Raw genomic sequence first — 20,312 nt, forward strand, 5'->3', positions numbered from 1 at the left:
AGTTAATTAATACCTTATCTATTTACCCATATAGGTGATGACCATGCTACTGAGCCATCTGTGCAATAAACCTTTGTCAAGTAATATGAATCATTATCAAAATCTAACGTAACCTCTTTATCAATTTTATAAGCTATTTCAGGCTTAGCCTTCATAAATCTAACTTTATATGCATTATGATAGAATGGATCACTTCTGTAGTACTCATCAAATCCAAATCTTTCTTTTGCTAATGCTATAGCTTCATCTAAGAAGACTATAAGGCTTGTATTATCTAATAATTCTCTTACGCTTTTTGTATACTCTTTTCCATCTACTTCTAAAATAATATTTGAATCAATATCAGCTTCTATTTCGAAAACAAAGCCCTCTGTTGTTACTGGTGCTGGTCCCATCCATTTACCTGATTGAGTAGTTTTTCTTGTTGTAAGTCCAAATTCACATGAATTATCACTTACTTCATTAATCCATTGTCCTCTTGATGCCCAACATTTTTCTATTGAACATATTTTTCCTGTTGTATTTAACTTTCCAGTCCACTCTTTCTTTTGTATATCAGGATAAATCTTTAAATCAGGTCCCCATCCAAATTCAACCTTAAACTTGAATTTCACAACATTCTCTAATTCTTCATTCATCCAATTTTCGCTATGATTATATGTATAATAAGGCTTTCCATTTTTATAAATTACAACTCTATCAATAGCTTCTTGTGTTTCTACTTGTATATGATGCTTTAATTTATCATCATTAGTTTTGAATTCACTTCCCATAACGTTTTCATTAATTTCATAAAGAAAATTAACTCTTCCACTTGTCATTCCATAAACTCTTCTGTTTAATAAGGCATCCCATATACTTTCTGGAGTATTCTCTTCTGCTAAAACTCCAGCAAATCCATGTCCATACTGAGCTGCAACAACATGATTATCTCCCGAAGCAATTATCCCTACCTTTTTTCCTTTTTTTAATCCATCAAATACAGAAGTTCCTCCAGTTCTTGGTCCCATATGTATATGACGACTCATGTGAATATCTGTATCTCCACTTTCTGAGCTTCCATGGGATGAATATATTTCAGCAAATGGTGAAAACTCCTCTATATGTGTATCCCAATTCTTACCTCTGTGGGATAAACTATAAGCTAAATGATGAGGGATTGCAATTGCATCCTTTTCTTTTAATTCCTCATATAAGTCACTATATCTAAGTGGATTAACTAATGGTCCTTCATTCTTAAAGAATACATTGTGATCCCCATCTAATCCCGCACCTTGCCATTCATAACCATTAAATATTGGGAAATCCTTATTTTCTTTATTCTTTGTGTTTACAAATTCATTAATCTTTTCCCAATCCTTTTGTACCTTATCCATAGTATGAATATCTTCTAATAGGACTCCTGTTTCATCTTTTCTTAAATAGTATGGATAATATGCTATAGGCCAAAAATCTAGCATTTCTTTTGCTTGTTCATACCATTCCTCTAATTGATTCATTTGCTCATGGTGAATATTAGTATGTAAATCTGTAATCAAATATTTATATTTCATAAAATCCTCCTTATGTCTTATCTTGTGTTTTTATTGTAAACAATTACTTTTCAAATGTCAATACATTTGAATTAAATATATTTACATTATTTATTTTCCCAATAAAATAAACTTCTTTTTTCTTTATACCCATTTATGGCATCACAGAATTTTTGTGTAGTTATATGAGGCCTAGTTATTGCATTTCCAACCACTACACTATAAGCTCCATGATATAAAGATATTATTGCTTCTTCTGGTGTACTAACCTTACTTTCCATAATAACTTTTCCTATTTTCTTTTCATTACAAAGCTCAACTAATTTACAAAGTAATTCAAAATCCGGTTTTGGGGTACTCTTATAATTCTTATCAAACCTACATAATGTTGGTGCTATCATATCTGCCCCAGCTTCTAAGGCTATATTTGCATCTTCTACATTTCGTATATCTGCTAAAATAGGGACTTCAGGGAATTCTTCTTTTATTTCCTTAATTATTTCATAAGCATATTTCCCTTCACTTACTAACCTATTAGTACCATCTACAGCTATAATATCTGCTCCTGCTTCAATACATTCTCTTACATATTTCATGCCAGGAGTTATAAAGACTTCATAGTTTTCATTAAATACCTTCCATAAACCTATTATGGGAATTGTACTTACTTCTTTTATTTTTTTAATATCCTTTGGAGTATCTAATCTTAGTCCTGCTGCACCTCCCCAAATAGCTGCTTTTGCCATTTGAAGTGCGTAATCCTCCAAATATTGTGGATCTGTTTCTTTTGCCTGACAAGACACAATTAACCCACCTTTTATTTTTTCTATTATCTCTTTTCTACTCTCCATATAAATTCTCCTTTACCTTTTATTTTTAAATGTAAATACATTTGTAATTATATGATAACACATTGAGTTGTTAATTGTATTGAATTATTTTATTTATTAAGGTATACTAATTTATATAAATACTTGTTGAGGTGTTTTAATGAATACTAAAAAAAGAAAAATTGCTCAATATAAACAAATTGAAAAGGATATCTTAGATAAGATTCAAACTGGATACTTTAAACAAAATGATATGATTCCAACAGAACTTGAACTTTCAAATACATATAATGTATCAAGAGTTACTGTTAGAAGGGCTACTGATAACCTAGTTGCTCAAGGATTATTATATAGAACTGCCGGTGTAGGAACCTTTGTTAATCATAATCCAGCTACCCAAAAAATAGCTACCCTAAAAAGCTTTACTGAAGAAATGGAGGCCCTAGGACTTAAAGCTTCTACAAAAGTAACAAGCTTTTCTATAATTGAAGCTGATTCAAAAATTGCCCGTATGATTGGAGTTGAACCAGGGGATATGATTTACTACATTGAAAGAACTAGATATGGTAATGATGATATTTTTGTTTTTGAGAAAACTTTTATGTCAGTTAAGGATAATCCTGATATATCTATTAAGGTACTAGAGGGATCAAAGTATCACTATATTGAACATGTGAGAAATAAAAAAATAAAGTATAGTTATCATCAAACATACCCTGTATTACCACCAAAGAATATTGCAGAGATGTTTGATCTTGATGAGAATACTCCAATAATAAAGATTGGAAATACAACCTATTTAGAAGATGGTAGTATTTTAGATTATACTGAATTATATATGAATTCACCTAAATATCAATTAAATTATATAAGAGCTAGATAAAATATAGCCTATAGAAGATTGTTTATTTCAATCATCTATAGGCTATATTTTTATTATAATATTAAATACAGACTCTTCAGAAATTGACATAGAATATATAATTTCACTCTAAAGCTAATTTCTTTATTAATATCCTCACCAATCTAACTGATTCTTTCAGCTACATAATAAGCTTCCCCATTAACCATACCCATAGTTCCACTCACACCGTACACTCTTTTTATTAAATCTTCATTAACTACTTCATCAGATTTTCCTTCACCAATTATAGCTCCATTTTTCATTACAACTATATTATCACTATATTTAATAGCTTGATTAATATCATGTAAAACCATAATGATTGTAGTTTTATTCTCTCTATTTAACCTTTGAACTAATTCTAATATTTCTATTTGATGATATATATCCAAGTATGTTGTAGGTTCATCAAGAAAAAGTATCTTTGGCTTTTGAACTAATGCCATAGCAATGAAAACTCTCTGCCTTTCACCACCAGACATACTCATAACAAGGTTATCTTTCATTCCCTCAAGTCCTGTTTCTTTTAAAGCCCAGTTAATTATTTCATCATCATCATTATTAATTTGCTCAAATCTTTTTTTGAAGGGTAATCTTCCATAACTAACTAAGTCTCTTACTGTAATATCACTTGGTACAGAATTTTGCTGATGAACTGTTGCCACAATCTTTGCAATATCTTTATACTTAAGCTTTGTTATATCATTTCCTTCAATGAAAATTTTTCCGCCCTTTACTTTGTTTAATCCACAGGCTAATGAAAGCAAAGTTGATTTACCACTTCCATTAGGCCCAAGTATTGTTGTTATTTCTCCCTTTGGAAAATTAACAGATAAATCTTTGATAAATTCTTTATTGGTATATGAAAACTTTATTCCATTAACTTTAAACATTATTTTATATCACTCCTTCTCAGAATATATAGGAAGAAAGGAGCTCCAATTACAGCCATTATAATTCCTACTGGAACTTCATAAGGTTTCATAATAACCCTTCCTAATGTATCTGCTAACAGTAAAAGATTAGCCCCAACAAGAGCACTAAAAGGTATTAGATATTTATGGTCAGAACCTATTATCATTCTACATATATGTGGAACAATAAGCCCAACAAAGGATATTATCCCTCCAACTGATGTTGATATACTTGATAAAAATACAGCTACTCCCGTAATTATTATCATTTGTATATCTCCATTTATCCCTAGGCCCTTGGCATTTTTATTTCCAAGCATAAGAATATTACAGTTTCTACTTAGAAGTAATGCAAGTACTATTCCTATAATTGAATAAATCAAAATTATATTAACATCACTCCACTTAACAGCAGCTAAACTTCCTTGAAGCCATCTCTGTATATTTGATGCACCCATTCCAAGAGTTGTAGTCATCATTGAAATAAATCCTCCAAATAATGCATTAATAGCTGCCCCTACAAGAACTATCCTAATTGGTGATAACTCTTTTTTATATGAAAAAATATATACTATTGCACATGATAATACTCCACCTAAGAATCCAACTATAGGTCTCATAGCACCAATACTCGGCATAAATATCATGACTCCTACTGTCACTAGAGAAGCTCCTGATGAAATACCTGTTACATATGGATCAGCTAATGGATTTCTAATTACAGCCTGTAGAAGTACCCCTGCTATTGAAAGGTTAGCTCCAATAAGTACTGCAATAAATACTCTAGGCATTCTTAAATCTCTAACGATCTCATAATTATTGCTAACATTAGTTCCAGATAGACCTTCAAAAAGCTCCCTTACACTAATATCTATACTCCCCTGTCTAAGGGAAGCATATAAAATTATAGAAAGAGTTATAAATGATAGCATTATAAATATTTTCTTTTTCTTGTTACTTAATCTCTTCATTACATCCTCTGCTTATCCAAATATTATTTTACTAATCTCATCTAATGAATCCATAACCTTTAAATTTGCACTCATACCAAACTTTGAACTATCAAGGTACACTACCTTTCCTTCTTTAACTGCGCCAATACTCTTCCACGCAGCATCTGTCTTAAGAGTTTCGGCAAACTCTTTTTGTGTTTGTTCTGGAAGTGCATGAGTCATAACTAGAATCATATCTGGATTCATTTTAGCTAAAGCTTCATTACTGTATGATACAAAAGGTCCTGTAGTATCTGAAATAATGTTCTTAGCTCCAACTATTTCAACTAAATTACCAACATAGCTTTCACCTGTAGCTAGCATACTTACTCCACCTGGGGCTGCAAAAGCTATCATTACATCCTTTTCGCCTTTTTCACTAGCAACTTCTTTTAAGCTTTTTTCTTTTTCATCTAATTCAGCTAATATTTTTTCACCATTTTCAACCTTATTAAATCTTTCAGCTAAGGTTTTGATTGTTTCCTTAAGCCCATCTACACTATCTAAATTTACAAATATACTTGGAATATTATTAGACTTAAATAAATCTTCATAATCAGCACCTAAGGTATCAGTTGATATCACTACATCTGGATTAAGTGATTTTATTATTTCCATATCCGGACTCATTGGATTACCTACTTTAGTGGCCTCCTTTGTAGCTTCAGGTAATTCATAAGATGATTCAGGCACACCAGAAACCTTCACTCCAAGTTTATCTAATATTTCAACAACTGCTACTGAAGTTCCAATAACTATCTCTTTCTGCTCTTCTACAACTGCTGCTTCATCCTCACTCTTTGATGCCCCTGTATCTCCATCTGTTTTTGATCCACAAGATACTAATGATAAGCCTACTATTCCAACTGCCATTAATAATCCTAACTTCTTTAACTTCATTTCTATTCCTCCACTAAATTACCTTTTACTATTAATCTATCTTTTCCACCACTAGTACAAGTTACTATGGTAACTTCTTTTTTTCCTACAAAACTATTTAAAACTGTTGTATCCTCTGGTTCTACAACAAAACTTTCACTAACCTTATATTTAAACTCACCATTTAAAGCCTTTATTACTATTTCATCTCCAACCTTAATATTATGCATATTGTTAAATACATTGTTATAAATAGTACTACTGTGACCTGCAATAGCGAAGTTCCCTTCATCCCCTGGCATTGAAGTCCCCTGAAAATGACCTATATTATGTTTTATTTCATTATCATCAGTTCCTTCAACTATAATTCCTTCAATATTTAAAGATGGAATAGTGATTTTACCTATCTCATCTCCTACATTTATTTCCTTATAAACATCTTCTTTATTTTCTATTTCACTTAACTTATTTATAAAATTATCTTCTGACTTTTTAACTTCATTTTTATTTATTAACTTGCTTCCTATTGCTACTGAAATAAGAAGAATTCCTACAACTATAAGAATACTAGAAATATATTTTTTCATAATTCTTACTCCTTAATTAAATGGGGAAAAGGGACTTAACGCCCCTTTTATTTATAAATTATTTGTTCTTTCTCTTTAATACTCCTGCTGCCCCTAACATTACTGTACCCATTCCTAAAAGAAGATTACTACCTAAAACTCCACCTGTTTGTGGTAACTTTTCCACTGTAAATTCTTTTACAAATGTCTTAGTATCCTTTAATAAGGTTACATCAAAATCTACATTTCTTCCCATTGGTGCAACATATGTGCTTACACTTATAGTTGCATCTAATGATGGGATTTGGAATCTATACTTTGTAGTCTTATCGTCAACTTTAGTTGCCCTAGCTGAAACTTCTTTACCATCTATAGTAAATTTATGATTACTCATATAATCCATTCCTGTGAAAGTTAAAGTTAAGTAATACTTACCTTCTATTTCTTCTAATGAAGATGACTCATTTAAGTATTGTCTTGCCATAGCTTGTCCAGTTGGATTAGAATGAGTAACTTTATTTTTTATTGTATAAAGCTTTCCTTCAACTACTACAACCTCTGGCTCTGTATTTACCTCAGATATTGTCCCATTAGTAGTTCCACCAGATGTATTTCCTGATCCTCCATTACTTCCATTTGAACCATTACCTGAATCTGATCCACCAGTTGAAGGACCTGTTACTTCATCATCACTTGAATCAACCTTAGTTAAGGTATCTTGTAAAAGTATTGTTTCAAAATTCGTATATCTATTCATCATAGTTACAAATACACCGACTTCTATTTTGCTATCTAATGATGGTATTTCTAAAGAAACCTTAGCTGTTTCTTTAGAAATATTTACAACACCTTCATTTCCATCTACATTTACCTTTACATCACCAATAAACTTAAATTGGTTCTCATCAAAGTTTAAAGTTAAAGTATACTTACCATCTTTAACATTTATATTACTTACATCCTTTAAAGTCTTTCTTGCTGAGGCATTTCCTGTTTCTGCATTTCCACTTCCTATATACTTGACATCATTCTTTATTGTATAATCTCCATTTTGAACTTTTTCTTCAGTTTCATACTCTTTAATAAGAGTTAAAGTCTCCAGGTTATTACTTAGATTAAAACTAACATCCCTTCCCATTACAACTACTTTCATACTCATTAAAACTTTTGCGTCAATTGAAGGTATTGTATAGTTTATTGATTTAGTAGCATTATCAACAGTACCCTTTAACTCAGTTCCATTTAAACTAACATTAAAATTCCCCATCATAGGGAAAAGAGTCTCGTTGAAGTATACTGTCATTGATATAACACCATCTTTTACAATCAGCTTAGATGTTTCTTTAACTGAATTTCTAGCCATTTCTTGTCCAGTAGTATTAGATGGATCTAAATAACTCGTAATATTTTTTACTTCATATTCCCCATCTTTTAAGCTTTGAGCTCTAAACTCTACAGTGCTACCTTCATTTGATAACACAGTAGCATGAACTATGTTCCCCCCTACATTCATGGTTGCTGCAAGTACTAAAGCTACTGCTAAGAACTTTTTAATTTTATTTTTTAACATTACCCCGCCTCCTATATCTATCTATTGACAAAAATTACTTTTCGTTCAATAATTAATGAGAATGAATTTCAACTGCATTAATCTTAACATATATTTTATAACTGATTTTTAATTATATTTTCTGTTTTTTTATGTATATTTTGTTTTGTATAGGAGAAGTAATATGTTTTTATTTGAAGATATAGCTAAGGACTTTTTTAACTGTACTTCTATTCCAATAATAGTCCTTAATAAAAGGTTTGAACTTATATTTAATTACGGTCACATAAAAGAAAGCTTAAGTCTATTTAATAAAGAAAACATTATACAGAAGGTGAAAAATTCAAAAGAAAATGATAAAATTTTTAATATAAAATGTGAGGATAATATAGTTTTTTCTATAGCTACTTTATTCACTCGTTGCCAAATTCCACTTATTTTTATACTTGGTCCTTTAACCCTAGGTATAGATTTAAATAAAAAAGAGATTCCTTATTTAAGAAATGAATGTTGTATAGACTATCTTAGAGATTTTTTAATTTTAATAGCTAAGGATAAATTTATGAGTATTAACTGCGAATACACTTATTCACCTTTTGTTTTAAGTGCTATAAAGCACATTCATACTCACTATGATGAAGAGATTGATATGGATAGCTTATGCTCTAAATTTAATATCAACAAAAGTTATTTTTGTACTATATTCAAAAAAGAAACTGGACTTACTTTTATTAATTTTTTAAATAATTTTAGAGTTGAACAGTCGAAAGAAATGCTAAATAATACAAACTACTCACTTTTAGATATTGCACTAGCTACTGGCTTTAAAAATCAAAGTTACTATAGTACAACCTTCAAAAAGATTACAGGAGAATCTCCCATTGAATATAGAAAAAGAGGGACATAAATGCCCCTCTTTTAGCTTTACTTTATAATTAATACTTCCATCTATAATGAACTAAATCATAATCACTAAACCAGCTTAACTTCCCCTTTTTTATACTTGGCCTAGAATTATGAACTACAAAAGGCACCCCATCACTATCTCTTTCTTCAACAACCATCCCAACATGTTCATAGGGTTTTAAAAATAAAATAATATCACCTGGCTGCCACTGCCTTAAATTTTCTATATTATCTGGTATTATCTCACTAGTTAAGGTTTCACAATATTTATTAAAAAACACCATTTGATTAGGAACCCTTCTAAAGTCAATATGAGGATCTGCCTGTCCATCTATTCTCCAGTAGTCTTTTTTATTATTCCTAATGTCCCTATCCATTAAGTCTTTTAAATTTATATCTACAGAAGAAAATGCCCTCCATATAACATCTGTGCAAACTCCTTCATCTTCTGGTGGATATCCTCCTGTATAATAAGCATCAACATATTTTGTATTTGATTTTAATTGTTCTTCTAGGTTATTAGAAATATCTATTGGATCTGGAATGCCATTATTATTTTTATCAGCTCTAGAATAATCCTCAGGAACCTTTATCTTTTCATCATCTTCATTGTTTACAATTGGTTCAACTTCCTTTATAACCTCTGGCCTGACTTTATTAATAGTTACTAGGATTCCAATAACTATTATTACAAGAATAAATAAAATAGGTATGATTTTTTTCTTCATATTCTTAGTACCCCCTCACCCCTTGCTAATAATAAAAAACTATCTAACTTATCCCTACTACCTTGCTATCTCCATAGTTTTCTATTAAATTAATCTTATCTATGCTTTAGTTGTTTTTTTAAGTTTTCTAACTTCTTTTGGCTCCTTAGATAAAATACTTGTTTCAACAACCTTGTCATTCTCCATCTTATTAATTATATACATAGTTCTTGGCATATATCTAAACTTTTTCTTTTTTACTTTTAATACCTCTATTTCATACCTTATATTAGAATCACTTCTAACATATGATTTTGAACTCTTATAGGAATCATTTATATCCTTGCTTAAGAATGATTCTACTATTAATTTGGCCTCTCCCTCATTTACTCCATTTTCATTCACTGATTTCATATTAAATATAAAATCTAAAACTTTTCTTTTGCTTTTATTTGAAATTGTAATAAAACTATTATCATCCCTATTATCTAATCCAAAGCTCATAGCATCTTTTCCTTCTGAATATTCCGTAAACATATTCAATTTAGAACCTATAACTGGTACATCTATCATATAGTTTTCATATATATTTTTCCCTCTAAAATATCCATTTTCAGCTGCTTCCTTTATAATAGTATTACTATATAAACCTGAATCAAATTCTTCATTTCTTATCCCATTAGCAAATGCCTTTGTACTTTCAGTATTTATTTCATTATTAAGTTTATCATTTCCAACTTTAAAAGCTGTTTTATAGGCCTTATCATATTCACTTTTAAAATTACCACTGTAGTCAAATTCTTCTCTTACAATGTTATTATATCCATCACTATTCCCAAGTGCCTGTCCACTTTTTTCTGCTTCTTTAATTTCTGACTCTCTCTTTGAAACCCCATTTTTATAACCTTCAGCATATCCCTCTTTATAATCAGCTATATAATTGGATTTATATTCTCCTGATTTATTACTTGATCTGAAATATCCATCATTATAACCTGTATCTAATCCACTTGCTCTAACCTTAGCTTTTTTTTCACTTTCACTCTCTACTGGCACCTTTGGAGATGTAGTTGTAGATTTTGTAGATCCCTGACTTGTACTACTATTATTACTACTACTGCTACTACTATTACCATTGTATGGGCATACACCATTAGTATGAAGATGGGCTGGTTGCCCATGATGATAATGGTAACTACCTAAACCTGACGCATTTTTATTATCCTTATGTCCCCCCTGAGTATCTGTTCTTCCACCATGTGCTGCTACTGATAGTGGGTTGGCCAAAATATTAATTAATAATATCGTTGCTATAAATTTCGTTTTTTTCATTCTATTTCTCCCCTTCTTCACGAGTATACAATTTCCCACTATATTTTACACTAAAGGGGTAATATTTCCAATACTTTCTATACTATTTTATATAGTTATGATAAATATCTACATCATACCCAATTATCAGTATTGAATGTTTTATTATTTATTATAAACCTCTAAATAAATTTCCCTGTATTTTTCTCTCAAAACCATTCCCCCTTAGAACAATTTACTACCTCTTTGTAAAATATTTCTATAACAAAAAAGCTAATTTCTAATATTATAGAAACTAACTCTTCTTATATGTCATCTGCCTCACCTATATTAGTATAAATAATATCCGTCCTATTTTCCAAGTATTCATCTTTTACTATATTCTCTTCCATTTTATAATTATTGTTTTTCCTTTTGTTTATAAATCTTATAGCAAAGAATAAACCCATAGCTAGAACTATTACTCCATATATAGTAACCACTATAACTGATTCTGTCATAACATATAGCATCAGACCTATAAATATAAGTATAAATTCTGCAAAGCCACATACAATTGCTATGGCTCCTAATATAACTTGATCTAACCCTATTAATAGAAAACCAGTAAAAATTAAAATAGCCATAGAAGATATTATAATTTCAGATAGAGACGTTCCAGTATTTATTGCTATAGTATATATAAATAAAATTATAACTAAACTAGAAATTAACTTCTTAAATTTTAATATAATCCTACCTATTTTTTCCATAATTCACCTCCTAAATCTAAAAACTTATCATTTCAGATTTATTATTTAAGCTTCAAAATTATTTTTCTTTTTGCATTATTTCTTACTATTTTTGTAATTATATTAAAAATATAACATATTATCTGATATTACTCAATAAATCTGGTTTAGTGTAAAAATGTGTAAGGCCATCAGCAAATAGCTTAGTGCTATCTTAAAGAATCACTTTAAGTAAGAAAAAAGCTAATTCCTAATATTATAGAAACTAGCTTTCCTTATATATTATTTTTATTATAGTTTATTAAGTAATGGTATATCTGCTGGTGCTATCTTATACTTCTTTGCTTCCTCTACAGTCACCCATAAATAACTATCATGATCTGATAATTCTATCTCACCTTCAATAATTTCTGCTAAAAAACCTTTTAACCTAATAACAACATCATTCTCATATTCATATATACTTTCTCCAACATACTCAAGAACTTCTATTTTTATATTCATTTCTTCCATTAACTCACGCCTTAAACTCTCCTCTGGCTTTTCTCCCTTTTCTACTTTTCCACCAGGGAACTCCCAATATCCAGCTAAGGATTTACCTTGTCTTTTTCTTGCTATTAATATTTTATCTTCATTCTTAAGTATTGCAGCTACTACTTCTATCATTTGTCTCTCCTTATCTAGTAAACATGTTAAATCTATAATATTATACTCTTATTTGCTTTACTAATCATCCATGAAGGCATATCTTCCTCTAGCTCTAGTATAAAGCTTATTGGCTTACTACCAGTATGGCTTCTATATTCACATAAGCCTAAATAAGTAAATGGAGTTGTTATACCATTACTTTTTTGATTTTCTCTTACAAATAAGGCTATCTTACTATTATTCTTTTTATGATTTATATACCTTGTACCAGTAGGACTTTCAACTGACGTTGTGCTTTGACTTTGCCAGTGAAATAGCTTTTCATTAATTGCATAATCCTCATATAATGTAGATGGCGAAAAATGTTTTTCACTTTTATTTAAAGTCACAAAGAATACATCTAACTTCTTATCAGGAAAATACTTTGTTCCTTCTCTAAATGCTGGCTTATTTACTTCATTAAAATAATTTAATCCAGCCATTATTTGATCTCTTGAATAGCTACAATGTAAATCTAAAGGACATACAAAATTCAAATCTACATTCTTATCTATAAAGCTTAAATTATTATAATTATATTTTAATATTTCACAGACTTCTTTCATCATTATTTCATTTTGTAGAAGTTTAGTAATACCTACTTCTATAGATTCAAGGCCTTCTTTAACTGGAGTATTATTATAGAAAGTATAATACATCATATTTAACATTAGCTTTTCTTCTTCATTTAAGCTCTTTATATTAATATCCTTATTTATAACCTTAATAATAAATTCAATTAACCTTCTAGAATTAATATTAAATAAGTTTTTAAGCTTTTTAGTAATTTCAACCTCATATTCCTCATTAAAATCATCATTAATTCCAGCTAAAACTAACATTCTTGATAAACTTCTATCTGCTGATTTACCATAGAAATCAATTAAGGTCAAATTATGATAACCTAAAAAGCTTTCTAATGTAAGCTCCATAGAAGTCTCTTCATTAAAGGTTCTAAGCTTATTAAGTAAATTTGCTTTATTATTAACTGCTGATTTAACATTTTTCAAAATATACTCTTTAGCTTGTTTTTCTAATTGAATATAACAGCCTTTAGGTAAGGTTATAAAACCATTTTCAATATATTCCTTTATTGAATGATTACTTCTACCTATAAGAGTTCTAAACTTTTCTTCAAAGTTATAATTTTTATGTGCTTGGCCAACATAATCTAAAACAGTTAGACATTCCTTGCCTTCACTTAGTCTTAAGCCTCTTCCTAGTTGCTGTAAAAATACAGTTAAACTTTCTGTTGGTCTCAAGAATAAAATTGTGTTTATTTCAGGAATATCAACACCTTCATTATACAGATCAACTACAAATATAAACTTAATTTCTCCACTGACTAACTTATCTTTTGCTTTATTTCTTTCTTCTTTTTTACTTTCATCTGTTAATGCCATTGAAGGAATACCTATATTATTAAAACTATTTTCCATAAACTTGGCGTGCTCTTTACTCACACAGAAACCTAGTCCAATTACATTATCAATGTCAGTAACGTATTTATTTAAACTAGTTACAATTTGATTTACCCTTAGATCATTTCCTGTATATAAATTGTCTAGTTCTCTTAGATCATAGCCCTTTCTCTTCCACTTAAGCTTAGATAAATCAACATTATCAGTTATTGCAAAATATTGAAATGGAGATAATAACTTTCTATCAATAGCTTCTGGCAACCTAATTTCAGCACTTATTCTATCTTCAAAGTATTTAAATATGTCTCCTCCATCCCCTCTTTCAGGAGTAGCAGTTAACCCTAATAAAACTTTAGGTTTATAATAGCTTAATAGTCTTTGATAAGATGGTGCAGAAGCATGATGAAATTCATCAACTATTATAAAATCATAATAATCTTCAGAAGTTATATCATAAAGGCTTCTACTATTTAAACTTTGAATGGAGACAAATAGATACTCCAAGCTGTCAGGAGTTCTTCCCCCTACCATTAAGTCCCCAAAGTTATTATTTTTAAGTATTGCTCTAAAGGTATCCCTAGCTTGCTTTAATATTTCCTCTCTATGAACTACAAACAATAACCTGTTAGCTTTACCCTTATTCTCATTACAGTAATTTTTATAATCAAAAGCAGATATAACAGTTTTACCAACTCCTGTAGCTGCAATAACTAAATTCCTGTTCTTATTAAATAACTTTCTTTCAACTTGAAGTTTCTCTAGTATTTCCTTTTGATATGAATAAGGTCTTATATCAAAGGTGAAATTAAAGCCTTCCTCTTCTACTTTCCTTTCACTTCTTAAAGATCTATTTAATCTAATCTTATCTTCATCACTACCTGTATAAGAAATAAACTCAGCATCATTCCAATAGCTTTCAAAGGTTGCTTCAAATTTTCTAACTATATCAAAGGAATCTTTCTCTGTAACTTTAATATTCCACTCTAATCCAGAGGTTAAAGCTGCATTTGATAGATTTGATGATCCAATATATGCAGTAGTAAAGCCTGTGTCCCTTTTAAACATATAAGCTTTAGCATGAAGCCTAGTTCTCTCTGTGTCATAGGATATTTTTATTTCTGTATTAGGTAACTTACTTAATTCATTAATTGCTTTAAAATCAGTAGCCCCCATATATGAGGTTGTAATTATCCTAAGTTTTTTACCAGAACTCGTAGCTTCCTCTAGGCTCTCCATAAGACATCTAATACCACTCCATTTAACAAAGGAAACAAGTAAATCAATACTATCACAAGATACTATTTCTTTATTTAGTTCACTTAGCATATTGGGCTCTAAACTAGCTCCTGTAAATAGTGAACTTTGAGAAAGAGGTGTAACTGGTCTTACTGCTTTCTCTTTGCTTAGTGCTCTTTTATTGTTTATTTTGGAGTAGAGAGCTGTTAACATTTCTCCACTTTCATCTATTTTATATTTTTTAATATCTTCTTCATTAGATACTTCACCTAAGATATTGATTATCTTATTACAAGCTTCTATTTGCTTTAGAATCTTTTGGCTGTCTTCTTTCTCTTTTTCTCTTATGTAATTTAGGGAACGTCTTATTACTGATTCTATGTATTGGGATAGGATCACTTTTGCTTCTTCTTTGTCTATGTTTTCTTTATCTATAATGAAATCTTTTTCATTTAAGGTATTTAATTGGTCTAGTATTTCATTGTTTATTACTTGTTCGTATAGCCCTTGTTTCATTATATCTCCTCATTTTTCTATGCCTTATGATTTTTACTTAAATCATAGTTTATAACTATTTATTTTATATTTTCATCATGCATGCTCATATAGCTTATTATTTCTACTTTAAAAATTTACAATTTTATTTAATATGTCTTTGTTAGTATTCTATTCTCTACTATCTATATATTTCCTTTAAATATAAAAATAACTCAAGTAAATTATAAATATAATCACTTGAGTTAATTTTATATTAATTGTGGTTTTAGGAGTAATCTTTATAACACTTAATATTCTTATTTTCTACTATTATCTATATTTAATTATTATCCGATGGTGCATGTATACGTGTTCTTTAAAATCCACAACTTAATATTTTTATTTTCCTAATAAACTCTTAAATAGCATTATTTTTAATAAACTAAAAAGTCCACGACATTTCTGTCGTGGACTTCTTGGTTGAAGAGAATTACTAGCTTCAAAATCAACCATAAATTTTATTAGCTTTATGACTTACATAAGTATAACTCTTTTATTCTTAAAATTTATTTCAAACTTCTCATCAACTCACTAAATTCCGATGACTTATAAATTTTCTTCGGTGAACTACTAAATCTTATCGAATAATCTAATGCTTTCACTAATATAGGATTTTTAGCTTGATTTTTTAATAGTTCACATAACTTAAAGAACCTTTGTTTAGCTTTTGCCTCTATTGTATCGGATAACATTTCTGTATCATCAAATAACTCTACAAATATTCTTATCTCTTTATCCTTAAATTTTGTTATAAAATCTTTATAATACCCTTCTGCTCGTTCATCAACACCATTTCTATATCCAAGACCATTTCCTATATAACATAAAGAAATTATCCTTACCCATTCACTTATAACACTACTAGGTATATTTCCATCTTGAGGGATTAAGTTCTCTAACATTTTAGCCCATGGATATTCATTATAAAAATTATTAGTGCCAAAATGAGCACTCTTTAAACTATTTAAAGTTTCTCTTATTTCATATGCAATACTATCTTCATCTTTGTAGTTAACCCCATTTACCAAATTTAAAAATTCATCTGCCCTTTCTTTTCTTGAGACAATTGCATTTTTTCTAAAGTAACCATATTTCTCACCTATTTCATATTTTTTTTCCTCACTACTAGCATTCCATACATAATCTACTACTTTTTCAATATTATCATTAACTATATTTATTACCTTTTCATCTGTATACATTCCAAACAAAGACCATAACAAATCATCTATCATTTGTTGTGGCAATTCCATTAATGCTTGTCCTATAATTTCTACATCATCCGTCGGAATATCATTAGTTCTTAAATTATATAAAAACTGCTTTACTTTTATTGAATGTTGATTAGGCTCTGCTTTTATTGCATATTTAATACAATTATCTAGCCAACTTAATAAATCATATGCTCCTAAATTATTTTCATTGGGGTGTGCAGAACTAGAATGATTTCTCATGTAATTTATAAACTTAAACACTTCAAATACATGCTCTGTTATTAGCTCCATTCTATTACATATAGTTATTAAATCGTATTCATTTATACAACTTAAATCATCAGCGCTTTTTAACCCTTTATATCTATTATTTATATTTTCTGCTATTTTAAAGGCATACTCTACATCAAATTCAATAACCATTCTTCTCAAAGATTTTACAGTTTCATTCCATAAGTAAGTAACCGCACCATCGAATAATCCCGCCATTATAGATGCTGTAAATCTTGTTAAGTACATTGACTTTTTTCTATCGTCCACAGATAATATCTCTAATGCTTCTTGTAAAGAATTAATTATTTTTCTTCTTTCCGATATAGGATATAATACACCTTCAACAGGTAAATCTAGCTGTTCCAAGTAATTAGTAAATGGTTCATTAAAATCGCTTAACGAAAGTAATACAGTTTTTTCATCAACTTGTATTATAGATTTTTCTTTAACCACTGTTGATCTCTTCTCATTATCTCTTAATTTGTTACCCATATATTTTCCTCCTCATAAACCCACTATTTTATAACTCTTTCCTTCACTCTTTTTAAGTTTATTTTTTTATCATCATCAAAGCATTCCTCTAGATACTCAATTAACCCTTTAAAATCTTGGAAAGTAATAATCTTTCCTCCTGTAGTTAATACACTCTTTAATTCTTTGTAGAAATCATTCCTTTTCTTTTGTATAGATTCATAATTAGTTCTATACCAGTTATGAAACTCTAATATTCCTCTAAAGTCAATAAATACAGGCTTAGTAGTATTTCCTGAATCAACATTCTCTTCAAAATATTTACTTACATTCTCAATCTGGTTCTCCTTAAACTTATTTGAAATGAATAGGTGTGAACTTAACTCTTTATTATTATTACAATATCTCTGTATTTCATTAGTTCTATTAAATTTATTAACATATTCTATAGCTTTTCTTTGTTCACTTCTACCTAAATCATATCCCTCATCCTTACTGGTTAATTTACAGTCAAATGTAAATGCTACCCTATTTTCATCCTCCTTAGCCCCTCTATTCTCAATGTATTGAAACGTTAAAACTCCTTCTGGTAGTGGTTTTCCAATATCACTTGCACCCCATTTTTCCGAATTAAAAATTATATCTTTAAGTAATGCATAAATATCATCCTCAAAATCAGTTGCAGAGTACCCCTTACCTATTTGGCTAGGGATATTACTAATATTATCCAAATCCTCATTCGCAAGCATTGCTGCATTAACAATTTGGTAGTGTAACATTTTTTCCAACCTCCTAAAAGTATCCTTTAATATATCACTTTGTATATCTACATCATCTTTATTTGCATATAGCTTTGCAAATTGTATCATTTCTATTGAGTTTGGAGTCATTAGCTTTGCTTGTTCATTATCAATTCCGTAATATATTATTATAGTTGGTATTAATTTCTTTTCTATAGATTTAATAAACTTCTTACTTAGAATCTTACTTGTTATAATAACATTATATTCTTTTTCACTATATAAAAATCTAAAACAAGCATACTCTTTGAACTTATCTGACTTCTCTATGTTATTATTTTCAGAATTTAATGCTCTCCCTAAATACTCTTTAATATATTTATCAACAACCTTATTGTCAACTTCTAATTTATTGTATTCTTGAATAATAATTTCATCTGCAAGGCATTCACTACACTTTTCAACAATACCACTAATATACTCTTCAACATGACCACAAGACTCATTCTGACATACTATATTCTTAATATTTTTAGTCTTAATTATTTTATCTGTCACTAGCTTATCTAATATTTTACTTTCATCGCCTTTAACTTCATCAATGCTTGTACATCTCAATATTGAATCAAGTTGTTCTACAATACCCTTTTCTAGCTTATTTTTTACTCTTGCATTTAAAGGTACATGAAATTTCTCCTTAAACTTCTTCTCTATATTTACTTTCTCATAATCCTTTAATCCTTTATCATCAAGCTTAAAGATAGTATTTCCATCTTTTAAAGTAATAGTTCTTATGGTCCTAAATCTTGAATTAACATTTACAGTCATACTTTTTACTGAATCCATACTATCAATATCAACTATTTTCATATTGAAAGCATGAACTATGGATGGCCAAACATCCCTTTTATGACCATCAAAAGTTAATTCTGGTGACTTATCAAGTAAACTATTACTAAAAGCCATTCTAGTTACATAAAAGTTTGTAGTGACATCCTTACTATTACTCTCTAGCCTTGTAAAGGTGCTTTTAAAATTATCTACATCATAATTTTCAAAAATATCTGTTTCTGTCTCATTAAATGTGCTTTTAAAATACTGTTCAAAATATTTTTTTATTTGAATTCTTTCACTATAGTTTCTAAATTTAATGTGTAAGTATCCATTTTTTACATCTATTTCAAATAGTATCTTATCGATATTTTTTACTCTTTTAGCTTCATCAAAGTCTGTCATTTGTGTATCATTTTTCAATTTATATACTAAAAATATTTGCTTCTCTCTATATTTACAAACCATTCTCAGCTTATAGTTCGTTCCTATTTGAGGTGTTTCCTCCATAAACTCACAAAACTTTTCTAATTCATCCTTTTTCAAAAATTCATCTATTCGTTTTTTGTTTAATTTTGAGTTAGCAATGTACTCTATACCAGTTCCTTTACTTATCCACTCATTCAATGCATAAATCTCAAATAATCGTACCTTCTTATCCATGAATAATTGTAATAGCTTAACTATTGTACTTGCTTCTTGTTTATATTCATCATTTTTTATAAAAATTGAATCATATAATTCATCAATAGCTTTTTTCTTTCTCTTTAAGAAATTATCAAGATATAGTATATTTTTCAGCTCATCATTTTTAGATATCTTTTCTATAAAATTATCATCATAATCTATATCTAAAATATCTGATAAAATCTCATAATCGGTTTCACATAATGACTCTATTTTCTTTCTAATATTTTCATTAAATTCTATACTCTCATTAATTTTAGAAAAATTAACCCCTAACTCTTCCCAATATTTTTTCCATTCTTCGTCTTGTAAATCTTTATCAAATATATTATTAAAAATCATTATGAACCCCCTCCATTTTTATCTAATTATACACTATTTAGGAAATCATTTC

16 protein-coding genes are annotated in these 20,312 nt (G+C 29.0%); 2 read left to right on the top strand and 14 right to left on the bottom strand.

Features of this window, described 5'->3' with window-relative positions:
* Positions 1-14: 14 nt before the first annotated feature.
* Together ACSYT2_RS10300 and ACSYT2_RS10305 are read right to left on the bottom strand one after the other, a co-directional pair.
* Positions 15-1,553 (bottom strand): DUF3604 domain-containing protein, encoded by a 1,539-nt coding sequence (locus ACSYT2_RS10300; RefSeq protein WP_438384707.1) that lies wholly within the window; start codon positions 1,551-1,553, stop codon positions 15-17.
* A gap of 86 nt (positions 1,554-1,639) precedes the next feature.
* Entirely contained in the window at positions 1,640-2,383 is a 744-nt protein-coding gene (locus ACSYT2_RS10305) for an N-acetylmannosamine-6-phosphate 2-epimerase (RefSeq protein WP_438384708.1), read from the bottom strand.
* A 139-nt stretch (positions 2,384-2,522) separates the two neighbouring features.
* Between ACSYT2_RS10305 and ACSYT2_RS10310 the strand changes: the two genes are divergently transcribed.
* Positions 2,523-3,245 (top strand): GntR family transcriptional regulator, encoded by a 723-nt coding sequence (locus ACSYT2_RS10310; protein ID WP_438384709.1) that lies wholly within the window; start codon positions 2,523-2,525, stop codon positions 3,243-3,245.
* 143 nt (positions 3,246-3,388) lie between these two features.
* Here the strand turns inward: ACSYT2_RS10310 and ACSYT2_RS10315 are convergent, their stop codons facing one another.
* The 5 genes from ACSYT2_RS10315 to ACSYT2_RS10335 are packed head-to-tail and all read right to left on the bottom strand — an operon-like array spanning position 3,389 to position 8,187.
* On the bottom strand, positions 3,389-4,159 hold the full coding sequence (locus ACSYT2_RS10315; RefSeq protein ID WP_438384710.1) for an ABC transporter ATP-binding protein: 771 nt from the start codon (positions 4,157-4,159) through the stop codon (positions 3,389-3,391).
* Positions 4,159-5,151, bottom strand: a complete 993-nt coding sequence (locus tag ACSYT2_RS10320; protein WP_438384711.1) for a FecCD family ABC transporter permease — start codon at positions 5,149-5,151, stop codon at positions 4,159-4,161. Before ACSYT2_RS10320 ends, ACSYT2_RS10315 begins: the two co-directional genes overlap by 1 nt.
* Before the next feature lie 12 nt (positions 5,152-5,163).
* Complete coding sequence (gene isdE, locus ACSYT2_RS10325; protein WP_438384712.1) at positions 5,164-6,072, bottom strand: heme ABC transporter substrate-binding protein IsdE; 909 nt, start codon at positions 6,070-6,072, stop codon at positions 5,164-5,166.
* A 2-nt stretch (positions 6,073-6,074) separates the two neighbouring features.
* The gene (locus tag ACSYT2_RS10330) at positions 6,075-6,638 is read right to left on the bottom strand and encodes a class D sortase (RefSeq protein WP_430855143.1); all 564 of its coding nucleotides are present in this window, start codon (positions 6,636-6,638) and stop codon (positions 6,075-6,077) included.
* Positions 6,639-6,696: 58 nt separating this feature from the next.
* A complete protein-coding gene (locus tag ACSYT2_RS10335; protein ID WP_438384713.1) occupies positions 6,697-8,187 on the bottom strand; it encodes an NEAT domain-containing protein in 1,491 nt (496 codons plus the stop codon).
* A gap of 163 nt (positions 8,188-8,350) precedes the next feature.
* Here ACSYT2_RS10335 and ACSYT2_RS10340 point away from each other — a divergent pair, with 163 nt between their 5' ends.
* Positions 8,351-9,073 carry a helix-turn-helix domain-containing protein gene (locus ACSYT2_RS10340; RefSeq protein ID WP_438384714.1) on the top strand — a complete coding sequence of 241 codons (723 nt, stop codon included), beginning with the start codon at positions 8,351-8,353 and terminating at the stop codon, positions 9,071-9,073.
* 28 nt (positions 9,074-9,101) lie between these two features.
* Here the strand turns inward: ACSYT2_RS10340 and ACSYT2_RS10345 are convergent, their stop codons facing one another.
* From ACSYT2_RS10345 to ACSYT2_RS10375, 7 genes are all read right to left on the bottom strand, one after another.
* Positions 9,102-9,800 (bottom strand): DUF1287 domain-containing protein, encoded by a 699-nt coding sequence (locus ACSYT2_RS10345; protein WP_438384715.1) that lies wholly within the window; start codon positions 9,798-9,800, stop codon positions 9,102-9,104.
* A gap of 99 nt (positions 9,801-9,899) precedes the next feature.
* Positions 9,900-11,111 carry a hypothetical protein gene (locus ACSYT2_RS10350; protein WP_438384716.1) on the bottom strand — a complete coding sequence of 404 codons (1,212 nt, stop codon included), beginning with the start codon at positions 11,109-11,111 and terminating at the stop codon, positions 9,900-9,902.
* A 284-nt stretch (positions 11,112-11,395) separates the two neighbouring features.
* Positions 11,396-11,842, bottom strand: a complete 447-nt coding sequence (locus tag ACSYT2_RS10355; protein ID WP_438384717.1) for a hypothetical protein — start codon at positions 11,840-11,842, stop codon at positions 11,396-11,398.
* Positions 11,843-12,112: 270 nt separating this feature from the next.
* Entirely contained in the window at positions 12,113-12,487 is a 375-nt protein-coding gene (locus ACSYT2_RS10360) for a (deoxy)nucleoside triphosphate pyrophosphohydrolase (protein WP_430855149.1), read from the bottom strand.
* Between the two features lie 32 nt (positions 12,488-12,519).
* On the bottom strand, positions 12,520-15,681 hold the full coding sequence (locus tag ACSYT2_RS10365; protein ID WP_438384718.1) for a DEAD/DEAH box helicase: 3,162 nt from the start codon (positions 15,679-15,681) through the stop codon (positions 12,520-12,522).
* Positions 15,682-16,208: 527 nt separating this feature from the next.
* A complete protein-coding gene (locus ACSYT2_RS10370) occupies positions 16,209-17,681 on the bottom strand; it encodes a hypothetical protein (protein WP_438384719.1) in 1,473 nt (490 codons plus the stop codon).
* Between the two features lie 23 nt (positions 17,682-17,704).
* Positions 17,705-20,260, bottom strand: a complete 2,556-nt coding sequence (locus ACSYT2_RS10375) for a hypothetical protein (protein WP_438384720.1) — start codon at positions 20,258-20,260, stop codon at positions 17,705-17,707.
* Between the last annotated feature and the right edge of the window lie 52 nt (positions 20,261-20,312).

The organism is Clostridium zhoujianii (assembly GCF_051590805.1).
Classification (GTDB): Bacteria; Bacillota; Clostridia; order Clostridiales; family Clostridiaceae; genus Clostridium.